At 42.2% G+C, this 24,489-nt stretch carries 24 protein-coding genes and 1 other annotated feature; of the genes, 14 read left to right on the top strand and 10 right to left on the bottom strand.

All coding sequences use genetic code 11. The features are described from left to right. The first annotated feature begins 640 nt into the window (after positions 1-640). From AC58QT_RS21260 to AC58QT_RS21245, 4 genes are all read left to right on the top strand, one after another. The gene (locus AC58QT_RS21260) at positions 641-886 is read left to right on the top strand and encodes an EamA family transporter (RefSeq protein ID WP_497410819.1); all 246 of its coding nucleotides are present in this window, start codon (positions 641-643) and stop codon (positions 884-886) included. 187 nt (positions 887-1,073) lie between these two features. Further along, positions 1,074-3,368 (top strand): S-layer homology domain-containing protein, encoded by a 2,295-nt coding sequence (locus tag AC58QT_RS21255; protein WP_497410790.1) that lies wholly within the window; start codon positions 1,074-1,076, stop codon positions 3,366-3,368. A 405-nt stretch (positions 3,369-3,773) separates the two neighbouring features. Next, positions 3,774-4,049 (top strand): hypothetical protein, encoded by a 276-nt coding sequence (locus AC58QT_RS21250; RefSeq protein ID WP_497410789.1) that lies wholly within the window; start codon positions 3,774-3,776, stop codon positions 4,047-4,049. 312 nt (positions 4,050-4,361) lie between these two features. After that, on the top strand, positions 4,362-5,222 hold the full coding sequence (locus tag AC58QT_RS21245; protein WP_497410788.1) for an SDR family oxidoreductase: 861 nt from the start codon (positions 4,362-4,364) through the stop codon (positions 5,220-5,222). A 62-nt stretch (positions 5,223-5,284) separates the two neighbouring features. Here AC58QT_RS21245 and AC58QT_RS21240 read toward each other — a convergent pair whose 3' ends face one another. From AC58QT_RS21240 to AC58QT_RS21230, 3 genes are read right to left on the bottom strand one after another with little or no spacing between them, the layout of a single operon-like run. Then, positions 5,285-5,761, bottom strand: a complete 477-nt coding sequence (locus AC58QT_RS21240; protein WP_497410787.1) for a small multi-drug export protein — start codon at positions 5,759-5,761, stop codon at positions 5,285-5,287. 35 nt (positions 5,762-5,796) lie between these two features. After that, positions 5,797-6,237 carry a hypothetical protein gene (locus AC58QT_RS21235; RefSeq protein WP_497410786.1) on the bottom strand — a complete coding sequence of 147 codons (441 nt, stop codon included), beginning with the start codon at positions 6,235-6,237 and terminating at the stop codon, positions 5,797-5,799. Then, complete coding sequence (locus AC58QT_RS21230) at positions 6,234-6,458, bottom strand: helix-turn-helix transcriptional regulator (RefSeq protein ID WP_310499385.1); 225 nt, start codon at positions 6,456-6,458, stop codon at positions 6,234-6,236. Before AC58QT_RS21230 ends, AC58QT_RS21235 begins: the two co-directional genes overlap by 4 nt. Positions 6,459-6,736: 278 nt before the next feature. Here AC58QT_RS21230 and AC58QT_RS21225 point away from each other — a divergent pair, with 278 nt between their 5' ends. Together AC58QT_RS21225 and ileS are read left to right on the top strand one after the other, a co-directional pair. Beyond that, positions 6,737-7,384 (top strand): hypothetical protein, encoded by a 648-nt coding sequence (locus AC58QT_RS21225; RefSeq protein WP_497410785.1) that lies wholly within the window; start codon positions 6,737-6,739, stop codon positions 7,382-7,384. 51 nt (positions 7,385-7,435) lie between these two features. Beyond that, positions 7,436-7,693 (top strand) — a binding site (T-box leader). An 81-nt stretch (positions 7,694-7,774) separates the two neighbouring features. Continuing rightward, positions 7,775-10,855 carry an isoleucine--tRNA ligase gene (gene ileS / locus AC58QT_RS21220; protein WP_497410784.1) on the top strand — a complete coding sequence of 1,027 codons (3,081 nt, stop codon included), beginning with the start codon at positions 7,775-7,777 and terminating at the stop codon, positions 10,853-10,855. 195 nt (positions 10,856-11,050) lie between these two features. On the opposite strand, the gene AC58QT_RS21215 is transcribed toward ileS, so the two are convergent. After that, the gene (locus AC58QT_RS21215) at positions 11,051-11,425 is read right to left on the bottom strand and encodes a hypothetical protein (RefSeq protein WP_497410783.1); all 375 of its coding nucleotides are present in this window, start codon (positions 11,423-11,425) and stop codon (positions 11,051-11,053) included. Positions 11,426-11,677: 252 nt separating this feature from the next. Here AC58QT_RS21215 and AC58QT_RS21210 point away from each other — a divergent pair, with 252 nt between their 5' ends. From AC58QT_RS21210 to AC58QT_RS21195, 4 genes are read left to right on the top strand one after another with little or no spacing between them, the layout of a single operon-like run. After that, entirely contained in the window at positions 11,678-12,025 is a 348-nt protein-coding gene (locus AC58QT_RS21210; protein ID WP_497410782.1) for an ArsR/SmtB family transcription factor, read from the top strand. A gap of 52 nt (positions 12,026-12,077) precedes the next feature. Further along, positions 12,078-12,605, top strand: coding sequence for an MIP/aquaporin family protein (locus AC58QT_RS21205; protein ID WP_497410781.1), 528 nt, complete (start codon positions 12,078-12,080; stop codon positions 12,603-12,605). After that, positions 12,598-13,020, top strand: a complete 423-nt coding sequence (arsC, locus tag AC58QT_RS21200; RefSeq protein ID WP_497410780.1) for an arsenate reductase (thioredoxin) — start codon at positions 12,598-12,600, stop codon at positions 13,018-13,020. The genes AC58QT_RS21205 and arsC overlap by 8 nt, the downstream gene beginning before the upstream one ends. A 4-nt stretch (positions 13,021-13,024) precedes the next feature. After that, positions 13,025-13,528, top strand: a complete 504-nt coding sequence (locus tag AC58QT_RS21195) for an ArsI/CadI family heavy metal resistance metalloenzyme (RefSeq protein WP_497410818.1) — start codon at positions 13,025-13,027, stop codon at positions 13,526-13,528. A 106-nt stretch (positions 13,529-13,634) separates the two neighbouring features. Here AC58QT_RS21195 and AC58QT_RS21190 read toward each other — a convergent pair whose 3' ends face one another. Then, positions 13,635-14,291: a TetR/AcrR family transcriptional regulator gene (locus AC58QT_RS21190; RefSeq protein WP_497410779.1), complete on the bottom strand. Its 657-nt coding sequence runs from the start codon at positions 14,289-14,291 to the stop codon at positions 13,635-13,637. A 155-nt stretch (positions 14,292-14,446) separates the two neighbouring features. Between AC58QT_RS21190 and AC58QT_RS21185 the strand changes: the two genes are divergently transcribed. After that, entirely contained in the window at positions 14,447-15,394 is a 948-nt protein-coding gene (locus AC58QT_RS21185; RefSeq protein ID WP_497410778.1) for an aldo/keto reductase, read from the top strand. Between the two features lie 65 nt (positions 15,395-15,459). On the opposite strand, the gene AC58QT_RS21180 is transcribed toward AC58QT_RS21185, so the two are convergent. Further along, positions 15,460-16,953 carry an aminotransferase-like domain-containing protein gene (locus AC58QT_RS21180; RefSeq protein WP_497410777.1) on the bottom strand — a complete coding sequence of 498 codons (1,494 nt, stop codon included), beginning with the start codon at positions 16,951-16,953 and terminating at the stop codon, positions 15,460-15,462. Positions 16,954-17,059: 106 nt separating this feature from the next. On the opposite strand from AC58QT_RS21180, the gene AC58QT_RS21175 reads away from it, so the two are divergent. Beyond that, complete coding sequence (locus AC58QT_RS21175) at positions 17,060-17,974, top strand: DMT family transporter (protein ID WP_497410776.1); 915 nt, start codon at positions 17,060-17,062, stop codon at positions 17,972-17,974. On the opposite strand, the gene AC58QT_RS21170 is transcribed toward AC58QT_RS21175, so the two are convergent. Continuing rightward, positions 17,971-18,897, bottom strand: coding sequence for a helix-turn-helix domain-containing protein (locus AC58QT_RS21170; protein ID WP_497410775.1), 927 nt, complete (start codon positions 18,895-18,897; stop codon positions 17,971-17,973). The two genes, AC58QT_RS21175 and AC58QT_RS21170, sit on opposite strands and share 4 nt — an antisense overlap. A 103-nt stretch (positions 18,898-19,000) precedes the next feature. Here AC58QT_RS21170 and AC58QT_RS21165 point away from each other — a divergent pair, with 103 nt between their 5' ends. Next, positions 19,001-20,878 (top strand): ADP-ribosylglycohydrolase family protein, encoded by a 1,878-nt coding sequence (locus tag AC58QT_RS21165; RefSeq protein ID WP_497410774.1) that lies wholly within the window; start codon positions 19,001-19,003, stop codon positions 20,876-20,878. Between the two features lie 162 nt (positions 20,879-21,040). Here AC58QT_RS21165 and AC58QT_RS21160 read toward each other — a convergent pair whose 3' ends face one another. The 3 genes from AC58QT_RS21160 to AC58QT_RS21150 form a co-directional block, all read right to left on the bottom strand. Then, positions 21,041-21,229 carry a hypothetical protein gene (locus AC58QT_RS21160; RefSeq protein WP_497410773.1) on the bottom strand — a complete coding sequence of 63 codons (189 nt, stop codon included), beginning with the start codon at positions 21,227-21,229 and terminating at the stop codon, positions 21,041-21,043. Positions 21,230-21,294: 65 nt separating this feature from the next. After that, the gene (locus AC58QT_RS21155) at positions 21,295-21,726 is read right to left on the bottom strand and encodes a hypothetical protein (RefSeq protein ID WP_497410772.1); all 432 of its coding nucleotides are present in this window, start codon (positions 21,724-21,726) and stop codon (positions 21,295-21,297) included. Then, positions 21,723-21,929 (bottom strand): helix-turn-helix transcriptional regulator, encoded by a 207-nt coding sequence (locus AC58QT_RS21150; protein WP_497410771.1) that lies wholly within the window; start codon positions 21,927-21,929, stop codon positions 21,723-21,725. Before AC58QT_RS21150 ends, AC58QT_RS21155 begins: the two co-directional genes overlap by 4 nt. 216 nt (positions 21,930-22,145) lie before the next feature. Here AC58QT_RS21150 and AC58QT_RS21145 point away from each other — a divergent pair, with 216 nt between their 5' ends. Next, entirely contained in the window at positions 22,146-24,368 is a 2,223-nt protein-coding gene (locus tag AC58QT_RS21145; RefSeq protein ID WP_497410770.1) for a helix-turn-helix domain-containing protein, read from the top strand. Positions 24,369-24,489: the final 121 nt, after the last annotated feature.

Below are 24,489 nucleotides of genomic sequence, written 5' to 3'. Positions count from 1 at the left end.
ACACTTAATATTATTAAAATTTATACTGCTCAGTTGTAAGTATAGTATAAATGACGGTAAATGAAATAGTCATTTTGATCCTTAGTTATTTTGAGATCTCGGCTGCCAATGTGAATTGGCAGCTTTCTGAATGACTAATACATTTGGTACTTTACGGAGTGTTTTTCATTCCTTATTATGGATAGTATGTAAAATATACCTGATTAAGCGAGGACGTGCGTCAACATGAATGTGAACCATGATAATTATTACGACAAGGATTCATTAGTTTTTAAAGAAATGGCAAGGAGGAGTCTGAGAGAGAACTGGCCTTCAGCTCTGTTTGTAATGGCAGTAACCACGTTACTCGGTACATTGTTGGGGCCAAATACGCAATTTAATACAAGCGGTCGATGACGGGAATGAGGCGATTGCGGCAGAGGCGAAATCCAACATCATGCGAGCACTGTCGGATTAGGCTCGTTATTTCGTTGCGGCCTTGGGGCTATGGCTATCGGCACCATTTTGTCTTTTAAAGGCCGCGATAAAGTAAGTCGTTACGCTAACGAAAAAACGGTTGTTGAACCAGGGAGTAGTTGAAGCGGCCGGCAGCTACTTCTTGTCCATTAAGCTATTGGGCAGTAGAGCTTGGTAATGCCAAATTTTCGCGGGGCTACTCTCCATGCTGCTCTATTATAAGGGGGTATCTTCGACCAAAGCGTTGTTTACAATACTGGCGGAGTTGGCCTTCCCGGCGGTAGGTGTCTGCATGAACTGGCTTGTATTCGGGCAAAAACTAACCATCGGCCAGCTCTTTGGATTTATCCTTATTTGGCTTACCCTCTGGGTAATGAGCCGACATCAGAACAAGTCAGCGGTATATTTAATGTCGATTTATGGAAGGTAAATCCATTGTTTTTGTCGTATAGGTAAAACGAAGAATAATCTCCGGGAGGCGTTTAATTGTATTGATTGATTTCAATAGAAGATTTGGTGTTTTACTTGGGGGGTTGCAACAACGAGCTCAGTTAGTTTTATCACCTACGCAGCTACTAAACATGAAAATCCAATATAATTAAGAAGAGGAGTATCAAATGAAACATTTAAGAATTAAGCATTATTTTCTCTTAGCTATGATTAGCATCAGCGTTTATCTTTCCATTGGATGCCAAGTAATTACTGCAGAAGAAAACAAAGCTCAACCTGTATTATTTCAGAGCGATGATTTTGAACTCGATTGGAGATTAACAGCTTCAGAGCTAGGTGTAAAGCTTGATTATCAGTATCAAGGTTTCTATCAAGAAAATCTTGGCCAATTTAGTATACCTCTCACAACCAAGACGGGGCAGACCTATATCGTCGGTCATGCGTTTACGGATAATGCTACAAACTGCATAATTGCTTTAAATCAAAAGGGTGATAGAAATTGGTACTACTGTCCACCAACAAATGGAATTTGGATGGGAAGACACATAAAAATGGACTTGGAAGGTAATTTGTTTTTTTTGACTCAAACCAATGAAGATGATGTGTATCTTGTAAACTCCTTAGACACAAATGGTCAGATACGGTGGAGCAAATCTTTGTTGCTTCCCGGCTCAACAGGATTTTGGATAAACGGTAATTCCGATCTCTTGCTTTATTCGGATTCTGATATTGTAACGCTAAGTTCAGAAACAGGTGAAATAATAAGAGAGCGTGGTCATCAGAAGTCTATTCGCTCATCTGATTACACATATCGTAATGGGTTATTGGTAAGTCATGAGTTAAGTGAGGATAGAACTTCAACGCTAGTTGCATATGATGATGAAGGTAAAGAAATTTTCCGTGTATTATCACCGGTAACAGGCCTCGTAGATTCTATTCAAATATTAAATAATCAAAACGTGTTTCTTGCGTGGAGAACTAATAACACCAATAACTCACAGAAATTTAACGCTCTTTTCAATTCGAATGGTGGGCTAGTTTGGAAAAGGGCTTTAGATTGGAATTCATTTTCCCCATACTTTTTTACGGATGGAATAGATATCTATAGTGGTTCTGAGAATGAGCCATTTTATCGTATTAATAGCAGTAATGGTGAGGAATCCGTAATAAAGATGCCATATACAAGTTCGTTAAACTGGAAAGGATATTTTTACATAGGTAAAAACAAAAGCATTAATAATCCTGGCTCATATTTAGAAAGTCAATTTGGTGACAATCTTTCTAAGAATGAAGACTCCTTCTTGTATAAGCTAGGTAATGAAAGTGTGGTTTTTGATGATTCGCTCCAATCACAGGGAATACTGAATTTTGATAATCCGAGTATTTATAGTAATTCATTAGCAAAATACTTAGAGACAACTTGTCATATAGATCCTCAACAAGTACGAATTAGTATTATCTCATTTCATTATGGGGAGATCTACCTTTACGTTCGGGATAACAATGGAGATTTGAAAAAAACAGAGTTAATAAAATTACATTTACGTTATTTTGATTCTCTCGGTCATTGGGCTGATAATTCTATGAGGCGCCTGATAAATGAGAAAATACTTACTGGGTATGAAGACGGTTCTCTTCAACCGAATTCGTTAGTAACACGTGAACAATATGTAACAATGCTCATTAAAGCTTTGTATGAGAGTACAAGTGCAACACAAGGAATTTTTAAGGATGTTTCAAAAACGCGTTGGTCAAACCCATACATTCAGAAAGCATATGAACTTGGTATTGTAGATTTAAATAATGGCTACTTTAAGCCGGATGAATACATATCAAGGCTGGATATGGCTATTTTAGCAGCAAAAGCACTGCATCTTGAGGCAAAATCAACATTAGATCAGTTTAAAGATCTTAAAGAGGTCCCGAAAGAACAGCAAAAATGGGTAGATGCTGCCGCGGAGTTAAAATTCATTTCAGGATTTGAGGACAATACATTTAGACCAAGAGGTACAGCTACTCGTGCACAGGTCTCAGTTGTAATAGAAAACATACTAAATTTTAAGATGAAAGATACTAAAATCGCGCAAGAATATGATGATGACTATAAAAAGCCTAATGTTTTTGTAAGTGATAATGATAGTTTCATAGGATCAATTAGAGACTCAATTGATACTGATTACTATAAATGGATAAACAATAGCAATGAAGATAAAAAAGTATATATTTATTTAAATGAGATTGGTGATACACATTCGCGTTTGCAATTATTTGTTGGAATTGGATCTAATACTGGTCGAACAGGTAATTACGCACAACTATATTATCATACGGCACGCCAAGGTTATGAAGTAACCGTAGCACCAGGAGCGATATTAACAGCTACTGTTAAAATGCAACGAGAAGCGGAACTAAGTACAAATGAAAAGTATCGAATAGAAATCACGAATCAACCGCCTAATTGAATTTATTGATAAAAAAGAGTGGAACGGACCGTCGTGACTGACAGCTGTTCCACTTTATTGTCTTGTACATGCTAGTTTTTAAATAGTCGGTGATTAGTAAATGGCATGAGGTCACACATAACTGATACAAGGGAGCTTCTATTTATTAGAAATGACAGCATAATAATTATTTTAACTCATCTTAGCCAGCCGGAGTATCGAAAGGAGATTCTTGAGAAGGCGGATGGCAATTTGTACTAAGTGTTGATGCTCGCGCGAGTGAAAAAATAACTGTAGAAGTTTTAGTGAATTGCTGAGTCTTATCCAGATGCAAACAAAGAAAATCCCCTATTACGCTAACTGGAAACGTTACTTCAATCACACGTGTAGATGGTGTTGTTAAAAAAGAGAAGTGGGGCTAATAAAATGGCAATTTGTTTGGAATTTGAATTAGTGGAAATCAGAGGTACGGTTGCAGCGTATAGATTTGGTAATTGCTTAAAGGAGTTAGATGGAGTATTTGAAGTTGATCTCCATAAGTTGATTAGTGGCGAAACTTCTATGGACACTCCGATGGATGAAGTAGTTAAACTAAAGAACGACAAACAAGTACAATCCATGGCAAACAGGGTATTCGGAAAGATTTATAAGCATTATCTTGAACATCAAGAGTATCTTTCTAAGGGCGGGTATTACGCATAGTTGATTAACCTAACGGCCAACGATAGCACAATAACAGGGAGCAAACTGCCGCGACAGTTGCTCCCTATTTTCATTCAATTCGAATCTCACTCATTCCTTCTAATCAATAAGGATATAGCATGAAATGCGTTGGAATAAATAAATGAAATCCAGTATGATGGCATTATTAAATTCCGGTAAGCGCACCGGAAGCCTATTGACGGTATCCAGTCTGGGGAACCAGTTCAGATTAAACGAGCTCGATCATGTTAAAGCTATGACTATAAGGCGAGCTTGGTCATACGGTATTTTATAAAAAAAGGAGAAATGAAAATGATCCTTATAACTGGAGCAAACGGGAAAACTGGTCGTGCAGTAATGAAAGCTTTGCTTTCTAAAGGAGAGCGGATAAGAGCTTTGGTTCGTAGAACGGAACAAATCGAGGACATTAAATCATTAGGTGAGATGGAAGTCGTTACAGGAGATATGCTGGATCAAAAGGCTGTAGATGAGGCATTGGTCGGAATTAGGGCTGTATACCACATTTGTTCAGCTATGAATCCCGATGAAGTTCAAATCGGACAAATAATCATACAAGCAGCTCGCTTGGCTGAAGTTGAACATTTTGTATTCCATTCCGTCATACATCCCGTCATTCAAGAAATGCCGCATCATCAGAAAAAACTCATGGTTGAGGAGCTCCTGGTGAATTCAGATATCCCCTATACGATTATTCAGCCAGGTATATTTATGCAGAACATACTCGAGTCTTGGAAGATGCTTAGTGAAAAAGGTATCTTTCAACAAAAGTATTTTACGACTCAAGAAACTCGCATATGCATGATTGACTTAGAAGACTTAGCCGAGGCAGCTGCAATCATTCTTACTCGTCCGGGACATACATGGGCTTCATATGAACTTTCTGGACCTCAAAATTTATCATTGTCTGATATGATAGCAGCAATGGAACAGCATTTTGGCCATGAAATCAAAGTTGAAACGCCTCAAGACGAAATGTTCGCAGCACAATTAAAAAAGCGTGGATCAGGTGACTATCAAATAAATACAACATTAAAGATGTTTCAACATTACAATGAACATGGATCTATCGGTAATTCCAATGTTTTAACGTGGATATTAGGTCGTAAGCCGAATGATTTTTCATCTTTCATTCATAGAACATTAAGACTATAAATACAAAAAAAAGGCAGCCATCATAATGATTGGCTGCCTTTTTTTCAAATATATTTTATTGCCTAGGTCATAAAAGTAAGTCCAAAATGCGCGCCGACCGCGAATAACACCGTCCAGAAAGCTAGGCTGACGGTCATCCAGATCAGAACTTTGCGGCGCGGGGCTTTAAAAAGCATGCCGAAGGCGGCGGCGATCTCCGTCCCGATGAGGAGGGGGCCAATAATGGAGAGACCGGGTAGCCCGTATTTGACGAAAAGACTATGGGCGCGTTTGCTTTTTTTGCTATCCTGAGATAGATCATTATCTTGTCCTCTGGCGGCACGCTTCCGTTCTTTCCATTGCTGCCAGCGGTCAAACAAGAACACGACGAGCAGTACAGTCATCCAGTTACCAGCAAACGCCAGAATCGTGGAGAGTACGGAGTTCAACCCAAACGCAATGGCTATCACCACAATCGCGGACGATTCGACCCAAGGCAAGGCTGACAAGACGAACACGGCCAAGTAAGACCATTCTTGTAAATACTCCTCAATATTCATTTACTTCCTCCTCCTATCTAGATGGTGACAATGAGTCAACTACGATCCCAATCTCGCAGCCCTTTCCAATACAAAATTTGCTGAAGAGCTCCTAAAAGAGTTAATCCCCCAATCGCGGCAGCCTTGCCGTCTGGTATCAACACGACCAACCCGATTAGCAGTGGAATTGCTGAGTAGTACAGCATATATACCCGGCGGGTAACTTTGTAATTGATCCATTGCTGGCCTTCATCTTCTTCACGAAACTCTGGCGGGATGAAAGTCGCGAGTCGAATGCGGCGCTTTGGATAACGTTTGTTATGAAAGAGAACCAGAGCCGTCCAAATTACAACCAAACTGACCGTACAGGTGGTCATCGTATAACGCAGCCACTCTGGTGAGAATTCCCGGTAATGAAGGACCAGCATAGCGACACCGACGAGAAGAAAAATAAACGCGCCTAATAGCGGAGAACGGAGCAATCGTTCCAGCTTCATTCCATGATCCCTCCTTCAGGCTCCTCATGTGCTTCCAGGTAGAACACATCTTCAACCGACACCTTGAACACTCGAGCTATTTTCAAAGCCAGCAAGGTGGAAGGCGAGTAATCGCTCTTCTCGATCATTCCGACCGTCTGGCGGGTGATGCCGGTTCGTTTGGCTAAATCCTCCTGTGTCCAATCGAAGCGGGCACGCAATTCTTTTACGCGGTTCTTCACGAGACAGCCGCCTCTCTGTATATCATGGAAATGGAGTTCGAAAATGCAACTTATATATTACAAAATGTAAAGGATCATTGTCATTATGTCAAGCATCATTTGCGTATAGTACAAACGTCGCGTGAACCACAAGGATTATCGCGAATCATGTCGAATATTGCTAGTTGGAATAATATGTAAGTAAATAGGGGGTAACAAAGTGAAAAAATGATAGTTTCTATGGCGATTATTGGTGGTGTCACGCTAACCTTCGCCACGCGCTGGCAAATGCAACTGGCATGAGTATTGACTGGGAATCCGAAACGAATACGATTGTCATTGATACGAAGCGTACGTCTTCCACCGCCGGTATACCCTATAAAGATTCTTCCTCATACCAACCTGGCACCAATCCCAACGCGCAACCTACACCAGCTGTTCCACCGAAATCGAATGAACCTTCCAGTAGTGACACGGAATTCTCGAAGCTGCCAACATCGAGTGTTCCTAATTCCATTCTTAACTTTCTAGTCAAAGCAGAGAACCCTCTGGTAGTTTACAACTATTATGATAAAATGTTTTGGCTTAGGTCAGATAACCCAGGAAAAGGGTTGCAAGAAAATCAGAAGTTAGTATTTAATGTGGTTAACCAAGATTTCAAATCGTTCATAGTTCGGTACTGGCCTTCAGAAAGTGCTGGGTATCATAACTATATCGTAAAAGATCAAAACGGGAATGTGTACCCCATCGAGAATACGAGTCAATCCTACCCATATGAAACGAACCAACCTCGTGATACAGAAAGTCGATTTAGGACGGCTTGGCAAGGGACAGTTCATTTTAATAAAGGGCCTGTAACACAGGTTTACCTGTACTATACGCCAATTAGTACCAAGCATGACTCGGAGCATTTGTTGGTGGATTCGTATTTTAGCACAAGCAACTGATGTTGACATTTAGTGATTTTGATGCAAAAATGAATTAACTGAATGTTCGAATAAAATTCATTGACGAGAAAGAGTAAGCTAATCCCCTTGTTCCACAGAGAGTTGGCACATGCTGAAAGCCAACGTTCAAGACTTAGCCGAAAATCCTCTCCGAGAAGGAAAGCTGAAGTAGTTCAGTAAGCTGACCCGGGATCCAGCCGTTACAATGGACGCGTATGATGGTACGTAGTGAGAGGTGTCGTAAGATCATGGGTTGCATGATCATTACGGAACTAGGGTGGTATCGCGAGATGAAATCTCGTCCCTTATGGGGCGGGATTTTTCTGCGTTTTTCCACGGTGCCGTCAATGAAAAGAACATCAAGTTGTATCTAGAGGAAGGATGAGAAGTATGAGAAAAGTGGATGTAAAAGAGATGGCAAGGAACCGTGAGCTCCGTGTTCTTGAGCAGTGGAAACGAAACGATACATTCCGCAAATCGATTGAAAACCGGGAAAATAAACCGAATTTTGTCTTCTACGAAGGTCCACCAACAGCGAATGGGGAGCCTCATATTGGGCATGTACTTGGTCGTGTCATTAAAGACTTTATCGGCCGTTACAAAACGATGTCTGGTTACCGCGTCGTTCGTAAAGCGGGTTGGGATACACACGGTCTTCCAGTGGAGCTAGGTGTGGAAAAAAGATTAGGTATCTCCGGGAAACAGGAAATCGAGACTTACGGTATCGCCGAATTCGTGGAGAAGTGCAAAAGTAGTGTTTTTGAATATGAGAAACAGTGGCGTGAAATGACCGAAGCGATCGGCTACTGGACGGATATGGAGAACCCGTATGTTACACTGACGAATGATTATATCGAGAGTGTATGGCATATTTTATCCACCATTCATCGAAAAGGGCTGCTGTATAAAGGGCATCGCGTCAGCCCGTATTGTCCTGATTGCCAGACAACGCTTAGTTCTCACGAAGTTGCGCAAGGGTATGAAGATGTTAAAGATCTGAGTGCCACCGTAAAATTCACAAGTAGCAATGGTCAGGAACATTTTCTAGCATGGACGACAACGCCGTGGACGCTGCCTGCTAACGTTGCTTTAGCTGTGAACAAAGATTTGGATTATGCCAAAGTGAAGCAAAATGGTGAAGTGTATATCGTCGCAAGCCAACTCGTTGAAAAGGTCATGAAAGAGAACTATGAGATCCTTTCCACGCATAAGGGTTCTGAATTTGTAGGCACTTCCTATTTAGCACCATTTGGCTATTTGCAAGTGAGCAAAGGACATATCGTTGTAGACGCAGACTATGTCAGCGACACCAGCGGTACTGGCATCGTGCATATTGCTCCAGCTCACGGAGAAGATGACTATCGCACGGTTCGCCAGCACGAATTGGATTTCGTGAATGTTGTAAACGCGGCTGGTCGTTATACCGATGAGATCACTGATTTTGCAGGACGGTTTGTGAAAGATTGCGATATCGATATAGTTAAAAACTTGTCTGAGCGTCATTTATTGTTTTCGAAAGAACGTTATGAGCATAGCTATCCATTCTGCTGGCGCTGTAAATCACCACTTCTCTATTATGCGACGGAGAGTTGGTTCATCAAAACGACCGCCATCAAAGAACAGTTGATCGAGAACAATAGTAAAGTCACCTGGTATCCTGCGCATCTTCGTGAAGGTCGATTTGGAAAATTTCTGGAAGATCTCGTGGATTGGAATATCAGTCGGAATCGCTATTGGGGGACTCCTCTCAATGTATGGGTATGCCAAGACTGTTCAATGGAATATGCACCAGACAGCCATAAGGATCTTCGTGAGCGGTCAATCGATCCAATCGAGGAAAGTCTTGAATTGCATAGACCTTATGTGGATAAAGTAAAGCTTCGGTGCTCATGTGGTGGTGTTATGGAAAGAACTTCAGAGGTGATTGACGTCTGGTTTGATAGCGGGTCCATGCCATTTGCCCAGTATCATCAGCCTTTTGAACACACAGAGCAATTCCAGGAACAGTATCCTGCTGATATGATTTGCGAGGGGATCGATCAAACGAGGGGTTGGTTTTTCAGCTTACTGGCCGTCTCCACCCTCTATAATGGGAAAGCTCCCTATAAGGCTGTTTTATCAACAGGTCATGTACTCGATGAAAATGGTCAAAAAATGTCCAAAAGCAAGGGCAATGGTATTGATCCTTGGGAGATCATTAACGAATATGGAGCGGACGCCTTCCGGTGGGCGTTGTTATCCGATAGCGCACCATGGAATAGCAAACGTTTCTCCAAACAAATCGTGGCTGAAGCAAAATCCAAAGTCATCGATACGATCAATAATACACATGCTTTCTATGCGTTGTATGCGACGATTGATGGATATAAACCCGATGAGCATCCGCGGCAGGTTTCTACACATGTATTGGACCGTTGGATACTATCGAGATTGAATAGCACCTTGCAGCATGTTGTAAAAGGGTTGGAGGTCTATGATTTCTTAAATCCAGCGAAGCAAATTGAATCCTTTGTAGATGAACTAAGCAACTGGTATATAAGGCGTTCGCGGGATCGTTTTTGGGGGAGCGGATTAACCGCTGATAAATTAGCAGCGTACCAAACGTTACGTGACGTTCTAGTGACGCTTGCACGAATGATAGCACCGTATGCACCGCTCATCGCAGATGATTTGTATGCTAATTTGGGAGGGATGGAAAGTGTTCATCTCACCGATTATCCAACAATGAACGAGACTGTACGTGATGTATTACTTGAAAATGATATGGAAGCTGTGCGACGAATCGTAGAATTGGCTCGCAATATCCGGAATGAAACAGGAATCAAGACCCGGATGCCACTGTCCGAGTTGCTCATTTCATTGGATGGTGACGGTAATTTGAGTCAATTCGAAGACATCATTAAAGATGAGATCAACGTCAAAGAAATCCGAGTTGTACAGAGTGATGCGGGCTTCGTGCACTACAATTTCAAATTAAACTTGAAGTCTGCAGGTAAAAAGTACGGCAAATTCGTTGGTCCTGTGCAGAATTATTTGAAGCGGCTTTCCGCTGAACAAACCAAAGAGGCCATCGACAATGGCCACCTGGATGTTACGATTGATGGTGAAAAGCTGCATATCCAGCTTGAAGATTTGCTTGTGGAAAAACTAGCGAATGATGGCTTTGCATCAGCAACCGGTTACCAAATGACAGTCGCGTTAAATACGACATTGACCGAAGAACTGGAACAGGAAGGTATCGTAAGGGAAGTCATACGTGCCGTTCAAGACTATCGTAAAAAGCTAGGGCTCCCTATCGAAAAACATGTTCATCTCGTTCTCGATGTGGAGGAGAAGCTGAATGCAGCGTTACTGCGTTTTGAGCATGTTTTGAAGGAAAATGTGTTGCTATCCCGTGTTAGATATGCGAAAGAAGCCGACATGGAAGAAGCTTCGTTCGGGGAATATCAATTCGGTTTGCTGATTGAGTAGATAAATAGGCTGCCTGGATTACAACCGGGCAGCCTGTTAAATGAATGTATGATATCTTAATCTCATGAACAGGAGTGAATCTTATGGAAATCTATATATCAAATGAGTTTGGAACTTTAGAAAATGTTGGTGGACATACTCATTATTATTTAAAGAAGGACATTTAACACTTGGCGAGTGGGATTATACGTTTATTCAACATTGAACTGAAATGACACGGTTGGATAGTCCGAGAAGCTGAGTCGATTGTAAGCTACCCCCAATCATTTGATCATCATAATGAGTCAAATAAAAGGAGAGCGAAATATGATTGGGAAGAATAAGCTGGCCCCATTGACCCTTGCAAGCCTCTGCTTGTAGTGAATTTTGAATGGCAGTCCCGTTGCAAACGAATGAATGATAGGATTGGCGGGTTAAAAATCCTGTTGCATAGGAGAAATCGGCAGAGGTCACGTTTACTTGCAAATTGGTCCCATCATCTAACTGAATGGTCACCCATTTATTCATACATTGAAAAATGTTTGAAATCCCTCGTCTGTTATCGGGATATGAGGGGAAGCTATTCCACATATGATTATCTCCTTTGAAATTAAAGTTCGGACGATACTCCTCCGAGTGATCGGATCATACATTGTTTTCACCATATGCGATGGAATGGGCATTTGTGCACAGGTTGAACAGAACCACACGTGGGCCCAGGGTAAATCAATATTTTTTGATTAAGTAATTGACCTCTTATGAAAAAGATGGTAAATTGATACTATAAATTAAATCAAAAAAAATTGATTAATTGTACTATTAATGCTAAAGAAGGTGTAGACAATGATTAAAGAAATACCGATTGCATCAGTGAATGAGCCAATTCTATCTTTAAAAGAGTATGAATCAAAATTCAAAGCACTTGCCGATGAGAAGCGATTACAAATCATGTATGAACTTACTCAGCGTGGTAACACCTGTGTGTGTGATCTTACTGAAATTGTAGATATGCCTCAATCTAAACTATCTTATCATTTGAAAATTTTGTTGGATGCGGGGATGATTACAAAGGAGACACGCGGTACTTGGAGTTACTACGAAATAAATCAAACTGAAGTAAGTCGAATCCTTTCTGAGCAATTGTGCTGTATTTTTAAACCTGCTCGGAATGACGGCAGTGATTGTTGCTAAATTTTTTTGATTTATAAATCAATTTTATTTGATTAATGCTCAGGGAGAAACAATGAAGAAGAGGTTGATTGCTGAATTTATTGGCACTTATTTTTTGGTCTTTGCTGGCCCAGGAGCGATGGTAATTGACGACATCACCAAGAGTATTACGCATGTGGGCGTCGCCCTCACCTTCGGACTTGTCGTTATGGCTCTTATCTATTCGTTCGGGCATATGTCCGGTGCTCATTTTAATCCCGCGGTTACCATCGGTTTTTGCGTGAGGGGCGATATGACTCCAAGAGACGGCCTATACTATATCGTCATACAGTTTGCTGCAGCGGCTGCAGCCAGTTACACCCTGCTTTTGCTATTTGGGAATGTTGCAAATTTAGGAGCCACGATTCCGCTTTCAACCGAGAGTCAATCATTTGTTCTTGAGTTTATTTTAACGTTTATCTTAATGATGGTCATTTTAGGATCTGCTGTACACGGTAAAGCCGTTAAAAGCTTTGCCGGGATTGCAATAGGCGGTACAGTTGGACTCATGGCAATAACATACAAACTTTTACATGAAAAAGGAGATACAGAAAATGGATAAGAAGCTTGTGTACTTTCTTTGTACAGGAAATTCTTGCAGAAGCCAAATGGCAGATGGATTTTTAAAAGCATTAGGTGGTGATAAATATGATGTCAAAAGTGCTGGCTTGGAAGCACACGGACTTAACTCCCGCGCTGTGACTGTAATGAAAGAGGCTGGTATAAACATTTCCCATCATACTTCTGATGTAATCGATCCAGAGATCTTACAGAAAGCTGATTACATCATCACACTTTGCGGTCATGCCAACGATAATTGTCCGGTCGTACACAATGATAAAGCCGAGCGTTGGCACTGGGGATTTGATGATCCAGCAAAAGCATGCGGTACAGAAATTGAAATCATGGCTACATTTCGAGAGGTCAGAGATTCCATTAAAAACCGCATGGAGCGGTTTGTGAAAGAAGGTAAATAATTTGATTAAAAGAATGCACGTAGCGGTAAACTGTAGCAACCTCGAAAAATCACTCGATTTTTATAAAGCCTTTTTTGGAGAAGAGCCAACCAAGGTGAAAGACAATTACGCTAAATTCGAGCTTGTAGACCCAGCACTTCACTTTTCAATAAACGTTCGTCCATTCGAGAAAAATGGCGTGCTTAATCATATGGGGTTCCAGGTGAATGACACCGGAGAGGTGCTGGCAATAGGTGAGCGTCTCCGCCATGCTGGGCTCCTTTTAATTGATGAGATGAACACGACCTGCTGCTATGCCGTTCAGGATAAAGTCTGGGTTTATGACCCAGATGGAAATGCGTGGGAAATATTTTATACGAAAGAAGACTCGGTATTTGAAAGTGCTGGTGAATCACGTGACATATCACTCTGCTGTGCCCCAGTTGAATCAACAAGTGAGGCTTGCTGTTCGCCTGTATCCGGGCCGACTGTGATTACATTGGATTCATTTTCGAAAAACAGAGTCTGACGGAAAGGTTACCTTGAAAAGAAAATAATAGAGGCTGCTCCTCATGGGAACAGCCTCTTATAAATTATTTTTTTAATATCTTCCAAATATCCAGTGCTTTGTATTATTAATAGAGATTTTTGGTAATCTTTTGCGTTAAATATTCAATCCTCCGTTTCATGACCGCATCGTCAATGGCCGAAAGCCGTTCAGGCTTAAACAACTGTATTTTCTTTAATTGATAATAATCCGTCAAGATCTGCTCAACGGTTAATTGATTCGTCATAAGGTATTTCACGTTGAACATATCACGAAGAATCTCATCCTGTGCGATAAGTAACCTGCCACTAACATCATTGAATATCCCTTTTTGAATGCCGTCTGTATAAAAAGCCAATAAAAACTGTTCTCTCTGCTTCATAGCTTCCGTAAATAGAACATACCATTCGGGATAGCTAGTTTCGAGTTCCTTAATAAAGGTTTCTGTGAAATATTCAACAAGGGAAACAGATTGTTCGAATATGAGCTGAAACCGGGAACCGAAACTCTGATCCGAATCATAATGGGAGCTAGTGAGCTCATTTATATATGTTATAAAACCGGCAACGATGAAACCGATTATTTCTTCTTTCGTTGAGAAATACTTGTATAAAGTCGCTCTGCTAACCTCCATTACTTTGGCGATTTCCTCCATGCGAATGGATTGGATGCCATTCTTTCGCAAATAGGGAATCAACTTCATAACTAGCTTAGCGCGGACCTCGTGTTTTTTATCTGTACTCAAATCATTACCCCCTCGCAACCATTATACCTTTTATGTGTTAATTATTATACACAAATTACAAAGTAGACAAAAAACGTACTTTTTGTTTATTTTGTAAGTTTAGTGTGATATGATAATCAGCGAAGGTTATCTAATGAAAAGTGAGGTTATCTACTATGCATATAAGAAAGCTTGGTCATACTGGCGTTGACGTTTCTACAATCGGTTTGGGTTTGATGGGAATGTCGCCTGGCATTTATGGCACAATTAATGATGACGAGTCTATTCAAACGATTCATCGTGCACTTGATCTTGGTGTAACGTTGCTGGATACAGCCGATACGTATGGAAATGGTCATAATGAAGAACTTCTCGGTAAAGCGCTCAAAGGCCGCAGAGAACAAGCTATTGTTGCTTCGAAGTTCACTTTTGGACCGAATTGGTCTTTCATTGGAGGGCATCCGGATTACGTAAAGACCGCAATTGATGAGAGCTTACGTCGTCTTAATCTTGACTATATTGATTTATATTATCAGCACCGTGTAGATCCGAATGTGCCAATTGAAGAGACAGTCGGAGCAATGGCTGACCTCGTCAAGGCTGGGAAGGTGCGTTATTTGGGACTCTCCGAAGCTGATGCATCCAACATTCGCCGTGCGCATGCCGTGCATCCCATAACGGCCCTTCAAACAGAATACTCACTGTGGAGCCGTGACGTGGAAGAAGAGATTATTCCTACCGTCAACGAGCTGGGAATTACATTTGTGGCGTACAGCCCATTAAGCAGAGGTTTCATTACCAATGAACTTCGCAATTTCGAGGATTTAAAGGCTGACGATATTCGCAGAAATTTGCCGCGTTTCCAAGGTGAAAACTTCCAAAGAAATGTTGACATCGTGGACAAGTTAGGCGAAATTGCGAAAGAAAAGAACTGCACGGTTGTACAATTGGCATTAGCTTGGACTATAGCAAAAGGTGCATTGCCAATTCCGGGCACCAAACGTCGCCAATACCTAGAAGAAAATATTGGGGCCGTCAATATTCAACTTACTTCCGAGGATTTAGCCCAAATTGATGCGGTTAGTCCAAAAGCGTACGGTGGACGCTATCCTGGCATGGAGTAACGTTTGGATTGAGCTAGTGAAGAATGATTGAGTTATTAAGTGACTAAAATAGGCTGCCGCAGAAATTAATTGCGGCAGCCTATTTCCGTGCCAGTTGGATCTACATGATGCAAAAGCTGGCAGAGCGTCAGAATCGCCTCGTGAATTTGCGCTTCTGGCAGAGTTGCAAAGCCGATTCGTAGACTATTTCTCTCGGGATTTCCTGGATAAAAAAAGGAGCCGGGGAAAAATAAAACGCCTTGGCGTTCGGCCTCGACAAACAAGGCATCCGTGTTCACGTCCACTGTCGATGTCAGCCAAAAAAAGGGGCCGGCAGCCGGTGGTGTCCAAGTCCAAACGGAGGGGGCATGCCGCTTCAAAAGTTGATGTATCTCGTCACGTCTTTTTATTAGTTGACCACGAACCTTGTAAAAATGGTCATGCATGTTCTGTTCCAGCAAGTGAAGCAAAATGCGCTGGTTATATAAAGGGGTTGCTAAATCGGTCACTGCTTTTGCATGAAGTAAGCGTTGGTACACAGAACCTCTTGTCGCGATTACGGATAGACGGAGACCTGGTGCAAATGATTTGCTAAATCCCTTCATATAGATCACGTGTCCGGTGCGATCCAAGCTAAAAAGAGAACGCGGTGGCACATCCTCGAAGTAAAGCTCCTCCCAGGGATCATCTTCCACAATCAACGTGTTGTAGCTCTGGGCGATCTCCAACAAAGTCATGCGTTTTTGAATAGACATGACGTTACCTGTGGGGTTTTGGCCAGTGGGCAGTGTGTAGATCATCTTAGGGGGATGAATGTCGCACAACTGCTGAAGAATATCGAGCCTCATGCCTGTATGGTCGGTAGGAATGGGAATTAGGGTAGCTCCACGTGAGCGAAATGCATCCAAAGCACCGGGGTATGTAGGAGATTCAACTGCGACAAGATCCCCAGGTCCAAGGAACGTTCGAGCGACGAGATCAATGGCTTGCTGGGTTCCCGTTGTAATCAACAGTTCGGATGCTGTGAGCGAAGAACTCTTATGCTGGAGAAAAGATGCAAGCTGGATACGCAATGCTTCGTCTCCTGCGGCAGGTGCATAATCTCCAATCGCCGCTCGATCAGAGGAAGCATGTTGAAGTGCCCGTTGAAAGTGTTGGAGGGGCAAGAGCTCCTCCGTATGCAGTTTAATCCGATGTAGGGGGTATTTCACATCTTTGCGATTTACAGCCCCTACATGCCGGAACATCGACCTTCCTAGATAGTCGGGAATGGCCAATTGCCATTCATAAGAAGGTTTTGGGGTAGTTTCCTCTAAAATCTCGTCTTTTTCCGAACTTGGAATTCGAACGAACGTGCCCTTACCGTGATGTCGTTGTGCATACCCATTGGTTGCTAACTTCTCGTAAGCATGGACGGCAGTCATCAAGCTAACGCCAATTTCACGGCTCAATTGTCGCACGGATGGAAGAGGATCGCCTGCTTGATATAAGCCTGAACGGATGCGCTCTGCCAAGGCCAATTGAATTTGTTCAGCCAGTGGAACGCGTGATTTACGATCTAACGAAATATTCATCGCCATCCCTCACTCCTTCCTGCTAACTGTTATATCATGTCGTTTACTGTTCTAGCGAGTATATGATTTGATAAAGGTGAATCTAAGACCAACAGGATGGGAGCAACTACAGATGATGATCGCGTACATGGCTATGTGTTTAATTTTCGGGACGACTTTTCTGTCGATCAAGATTGGAATCGAAGGAGGAATGCCTCCTTTTTTCTTTGCGGGCGCCCGTTTTTTCCTCGCAGGGCTAATCATTTTGTTCTTACTTGGGGGAGCGAAATCACTTAAGCAACTGACCAGGCAACAAGTGAAAGAAATCACCCTGGGAGGGTTGGGATTAACAGGGATTCAGTTTGGGGCAGTGTATTGGGCAGAACAGTATCTGTCCTCTGGAACAGTAGCGATACTTGCGGGTACTAGTCCTATTTTTACTGCCTTGCTGGCCATGTCGACAGGTCAACAAAAAAGAAGTGTACATCCTATGATCGGAATTGCACTTGGCTTTTTGGGTACGTACTTGGTCGCAACAGGTACTAGCCATGAGACATCAAATGGAGAACTGAAACTGGCCTATGTAGGGATCGCATTGGTTTTGTTCGTGAAGTTTATCTATGCACTTGCGCTGACTCGGTTTCAAAAACATACACGCTCTATACCTTCCATGACCAGTAATGGTTTGCAGATGGTAGTGGGTGGTTTGTTTTTACTGTTGCTCTCGCTCTGCGTAGAGCATGTGACTCCAAGTAAGTATTCCCCAGCAGCTTTCGGGGCACTCGCGTACTTGACCATTTTTGGTTCCGTCGTAGGCTATTCTATTTTTTATTGGTTACTTCGTGTCACGAATACCGTCTTTCCTACCACATTCACGTTTGTTTCACCTGTCATCGCGATGTTTGTAGGTGCACTGTTCATGAACGAAGAACTCACCTTTGCGATGGGAATAGGAGCGGGGAGTGTCATTTCCAGTGTGGTGTTTTTGAATTGGGGGTTACGCAAGAACGCTAAACCCTTGCAGATGAATATAATGAAAAAGTTTTAAGTGTTGGGTAGCTGCGACTGATTTCGGAAATGCTGCGGAGATAACCCCTCAAACTTTTTAAATATCCGACTGAAATAAAAACTGTCTTGAATCCCTACTTCTTCCCCAATTTCTCCAATTGTCTTGTCAGAGCTAAGCAGCAAATGCTTGGCTCTTTGCACTTGTAATTGATGTACATAATGGACGATTGTGGTTCCGGAATACTTCTTGAATACTTGGCATAAATATTCATATTTTCGGTCCAAGCTCGATTCTAAATTTCCTCTATTTATATCTTTATCAAAGTAATTATTCAATTGGTTGACTAGTTTTCGATAAGTAATATAGGACACTGGAAAGGTGGTGTCGTGGTGGCTTTGCTCTAGGAAGTCATTTCCGATTGAACGTAGGATTTCCCCAAGTAACAGCGTTTGGTGAAATCGAAAATAGCCTTTTGGCGAATTCGATTCGCTCACAAGTTTTTCAAAGAGCTCAAGCAAATGAAACCTGCGCTTAGATAGATGGAGCTTAGGAATAACAAGAAGATCCTCATGACTGTTAGCGGTTGTCCGCAACTCCGTTTTTTCCCTATGGACAATATTAAGGTCAGGTACGCTAGTATTGTTAAATGGGCTGAGCTCAGGATCCGATGAGAATTGCGTCCAAAAAAACAAACCCTGTCGCTCTCCTCGGTCCCATCCCGTATGTTTTTCCCAAGGGAGTAGAAGAAGCGATTCTCCTGATTGCAAGGTGTACCGTTGATGATTGGCCTCAATCCTAATCGGTCCTTCAACGGCAACAATCAGCTGATAAAATGGATTTTCATGCGTTCTTTGGAAGGATGCTGAATTCGCATCGAATAAATCAGCCCATTTCACATCAAGTGCGGAGAGCCTTGATAACGAATAATACATGTCAACTGCCTCTTTTTTTCTCTGCGACATATCAATATCCTCCATGGTATCGGCTTGCACACGATATTATAATTACGTTGAATTCCGATCGAGCAGTTTACCGTCATTATAGCAAATTGGAGGAGACAAACCTATGAGCATCAATATCTTAAACGAAAATGATTATTATAGAACCGTGTATGGGGGTTGGCTGGGTAAAAATATTGGAGGTACATTAGGAGCTCCAGTAGAAGGAAAAAAAGAGCTATTACATCTAGATTTCTATCCTGTACTTCCAGATGGTCCACTTGAGAACGATGATTTGGATTTACAGCTCGTATGGCTACATGCACTTGAACAATACGGACCGAAGCTCACCTGTAAGGAACTAGGTCAAGAATGGGTAGAGCACGTTTTCTTTCCCTTTGACGAGTATGGGTATGCATTAACGAATTTGAGACGAGGTCTCGTGCCACCTGTTGCCGGAGTGTTCAACAACCCATTTATCGATTGCATGGGGTCTCCTATTCGATCTGAAATCTGGGCGATGGTCTCGCCAGGTGCTCCTCACGTTGCTGCTCATTTTGCCTACCAAGATGCTGTTGTAGATCATGCGGGAGGAGAAGGGGTCTACGGGGAAATGTTTTTCGCTGCGATTGAAAGCGCAATCTTCATGGAGAAAGACAGAGACAAACTGATTGCCATCGGTATGGCCTATATCCCTCCGTCTTGCCGAACTGCGAAAGCATTGGTTGATCTACTAAAATGGCATCGTGAGGGGAAAGATTGGTTGGAGGCGCGCGAACTGATCTTGAAACATCATGGTCACGATAACTTCACCGATGCCCCTCAGAACATCGCATTTACGATCTTGGGTTGGTTATATGGCAACAGCTTCGAAGATGCAATCTTAAAAGCAGTTAATTGTGGATACGATACGGATTGTACGGCGGCTACCCTGGGTGCCATACTCGGTATGATCGTCGGACCGGAAGGATTACCTGAGAAGTGGGTGAAGCCAGTAGGTGATCGTGTCGTTGTTAGCCCACCTATCAAAGGATTTCCGGCTCCAACTAATCTGGATGAGCTGACGAACCGAACAATCCGTATAGGGAAGCAGGTTCTGGCCGTCTGGGATACGAATATCGTTGTACTTCCGGGGCATCATACTGATTTCGGAGATAAGACATTAGGAATGAACTTGAACGAGTCCCTTAACGAATTAGTGAATAGGAATGTGTTAATCGATCGCAGGTTGCTGCCGAACAATACAATTGAAGCACTTAGTCTTGTCCTAGAAGTAGATTATGGCGAGAACGGGCCTTCCATAGGTCGGAATCAGCGTAAGCAACTTAACCTAACGATCACCAACCGCTCGACAGAAACGTGGCAAGGAATCTTGGCCCTAGAACTACCTAACGGCTGGGAGGGTACGAAAGAACAATCGTTTAGAATCACAGGGGGTAATTCCTCCAGTTTTACCTTTGACGTATGTTCCACTAGCATGGCCACTTCTACTTACGAACTGGCAGCAGTGGTTACAAGAATACATGACAATGCAATTTGGTCTCAGTGGAAAGAAACGATACACTTAGTTTCTGCTACAGAATGGACAATATGGGGCCCTAATGACGAAAAAGGCGTCCATGCGATATGCCAAGGAAATCGTATCGAATGGGAAACGATCTTGAATACGGAGAATAACGGCGTATATCGTGCTCAAACATTGCTTTGTAATCCATCAGAGCGTAAGGTCAAGCTCATCGTGGCTTCCAATGGGCTTGTTTCTGCAAAGCTTAACGGTAACACGGTCATTCATTGTAGTAAGATAGAAGAATTTATGCCTGCATATCACAGAGCCCCGGAGAGCCAGCGGATAGAAATAACCTTACCTGCCGGAAGCCATGAGCTTGAAATTGTTGCACATAGAGAGAACGCACCTCTATCGGTATACGTATTGCCAGTTGCCATACATAAAACAGAGCAACCAGGACCGTGCTATTATTATACGGATATATTGTTATGCAACTAAAACATCGTTAACTTCATGGTCTGCCCCGTATGTCTGATAAAGACTGCTGGGCAGGCTATTTATTTTTACGGGAAACCTTATATAAATAATTTCTATACATTTGAGCTAGGAATCAGAAGGCTATGGTTGGGTATCTTTTTCGCATTTATAAGCTAAGCCTTACTAGGAAACAGCCTCAAATTTCAAGGTACTTCGATTTACGATGATATATTCACCTGTTGATTTATTCATTACTTGAGACACTTCCTTGGTATGCGTTATCTCAATCCAATCATTTTGTATATCTACAAATATTTTTATAACAACATCGTTTTCTCCGTATTTTAATCCACTATAAAATAATTTCGTCATCCTCATCATTCCTTATCATTACTATGGGTCAAATATGATTTTGCAATTCCCATTAGTACCTGAATTTACATCTCTTTATAGTACTTGTAACGGTAATAAGTACAATATCCAATGATAAACATGTAGGCAAAAACAAATAACAGTAACACGATTAAATCTATACCCATCAAGGCAAGTGGAGTAAGCAAGGCTCCAAACATAAAGACCATCATGTCATATGCTTTCGCTTTTGCCCGCTGAGCGATGGCCAAATTACGTTCATCTTTCATTTCAATCTCTAGCTGCTTGGCAGCGGCGGAATTATTCCTCATAGCGTGTAGGACGAGGATTTCTCCCATACTGTGACCGAAAATACTACTGCCAAGCCCGAAACAGATATAGGGCAACGCTCGCAAAATACCTTGTGGATCTTCCATTGTTTTGATGAAGTACAGACCAACTACTAGTAGTGCTAAGCCTACGACGGCAAGAATATAAGATGAAGTCGTTTTTGTCATACAGTTTCATCCTCCTCATAAATAAAGATCTCTTCGATACTCATACCGAAATAACGAGCAATTTTGAACGCTAAGAGGATCGATGGGTTATAACGTCCGTTTTCCAGTGAACCGATCGTTTGCCTGGACACTTCAAGAGCCAAAGCCAATTCTTCTTGCTTAATTCCGCGTTGCTTGCGGATATCTTCTAAACGGTTCTTCACTGCGTTTATCCTCCTAACGGAAAGCTAGCTTTCCATGGTTGTAGTATATCGTGCAACCTAAATGATGTCAAGCTAGCTTTCCATTTTAGTGAAAATTCATCCGATAGCGGTGATCTTGATATCACAAATTCGGAATCCATGCTTGTTTTTGAACATTGACAAAGGGGAGGCAGTTGTCTAAGATATGCTGTAATCTACATGTTGGGAGGGAAATTATTGAAAGGGTTTACAAACAAACTGTTTTTCAATCGCTCCTTATTTCGAAAACAGCTGCTCTCCTACTTCATTACCGTTCTCATTCCAATTTCGATGATTGTTTCCGTATATGCGTATACGATTAATGAAGATTTATCTTCCCAAATTGAGCAGACTTCGAATGCCAGCATCCAGCGAACTTCCAAAAATTTGGATAATTTAATTGACCAGATTAATTATTTTGCCCTCCAACTCTCCTTCTTGCCGGATATGAACAACATGTTAAAAAATCCTAACGCCTTTACGATGTATGACTACTATAGTTTGAAGGAGCAGCTGCGCAGTCAGATTAACTCCAATGATTTGTTTTACTCGGTGTATATTTACAGTGCTTTGAATGAACGTTTTATGACTTCAAATGAAGGGCTATTTGATGCAGATGAATTTTACGATCAGCAAGTCTTAACCCAGATTCGCAAAGAAGGCCGGCCCCATTTTTGGTATCAGGTTCGGGAAGACTATGTCACTTTCTATAAAGATATTCCCGTCACTGAGAGTAAGCCGCTAGGCACGCTGGTCATTAATATGCAAAAGAAGATGTTTCTAAATACGATGTACAACTTAAACATCGGGGATGAAGAGCGCACTTTCATCGTGGATCCAAGTGGTTTTGTCATATCGTCGCATCCGCAAGTGGAGAACGAGGCGATTCACCAGGTTATCGCAGATGGCGATGCAGCACCATCGTCAGGCACGATGCAGAAAATCGTTCTGGATCATACGACGTATTTTGCTCATATCGCCACGATGAAAGGGAACGGTTGGACCCTTGTCAACTTGATCCCTTATGCCAGCTACAAGGCGAAGCTGGTTGAAAAGCTGTCCAAGCTCCTTACAATTGTCTTGTTCGTGTTCTTGATCGGCTTGGTTATTGCTTATGCGTTTGCGGTTAAGATGTACAATCCATGGAAGAAAATGATGGAAGTACTCTCTGGCGTAGGAGGTAATAAATCATCTTCCGATGAGTACATGCTCGTCAGTGGGGCCATCAGCTCCATGATGGCGACGATCAAACAAAATGAGCCGGTGATGAAGGATCACCTCATTTCGGATATTTTACGTAATAAAATTTCAGACAAACAAACGATTTCAGCGCGGTTGGAACAAGTTGGTCTCATGTTTACGGAAGCTAACTATGCCGTCATCGTCGTTGTGTTTGATGATATGCAATCGGAGGATGCGGAGGACCCGCAACGCAATCTTTTTATCTATAGTATGGTTTTGGAAACGTTGAAGGCGTATTTGCCCGTGGAGGGGACGATATTGGAACGGAGCAAGCTGGGCTTTATCGTTAATTTACCGCAAAAAGGCATGGACCCAGGTGTACGAGAGCTTATTCATCAATCTTACGCAGAAATGAACGCGGTGGGGCAGGGAGAACTGAACGTATCGCTTCAACTGATTGTAAGCGACGCGGATGCACCTGAACGTCTGCATCTTGCTTACGAGCAGATACGCAGAATGTTGAACTACAAAGCAGTTATCAACCGCAATGACATCGTCTTTTTACAGGATCATAAAAGTGAATTGAAGTTTGTTTACCCGCTGTCGCTGCAAAAGCAGTTGATTCACGCCGTCACAACGATGAACCGCGAGAAGGCGAATCAGTGCATTGGTGAACTTTTTGAACAGTATATCTATAAATCGAAATATCCGCTCGAAAAGCTGCAGGGCATGATTGTTGTCCTCATGAGTTCAGTGCTGACTGAATTGCTCAAGGAAGGCTATGACATTGGAAGTTTACATGAGGAAGCCGATATTTTTAAGCTGAACGAATGCCAAAATAATGATGAGCTGCATCAGTTTATGATCACCCATATTCATAAAATCATTGCGTTCCTAGAAACGCTGCAGGACAAGCAGGTCACCAATTCCTATGTAGCCAAAACGATTACATATATGGAAGAGCATTATGCAAACCCGCTGTCCATTACGGAGATCGCAGAGCGCATTGGGGTCAGCAGCGGCCACTTGAGCCGTACATTCAAAGCTGAAATAGGGAAATCCATGTTGGAATACTTAACGGAATTCCGGATTAAGAAAAGTAAAGAGCTCCTGAGCACGAGAAATGATTCCCTGCAAGAAATTGGTCAGGCCGTTGGCTACCATGATGTGCAGAGCTTTATTCGGTTTTTCAAAAAGTATGAAGGCATGACGCCCGGCGAATACCGTAAAAGCATCTAGAAAAACGGATAGTTATATTAAATTTCTAACATTGGCTGGACCTATATCATGAAATCCTCATGTTTATTGCAAACTGAGGATTTTTTTTATAGCCTCTCCCCGCTACGATGAAAGCGTACAC

The sequence above is a fragment of the Paenibacillus sp. J31R109 genome (assembly GCF_059692055.1).
The sequence above is the reverse complement of the archived record's forward strand: the minus strand, read 5'-3'. Positions and strand labels throughout refer to the sequence as shown.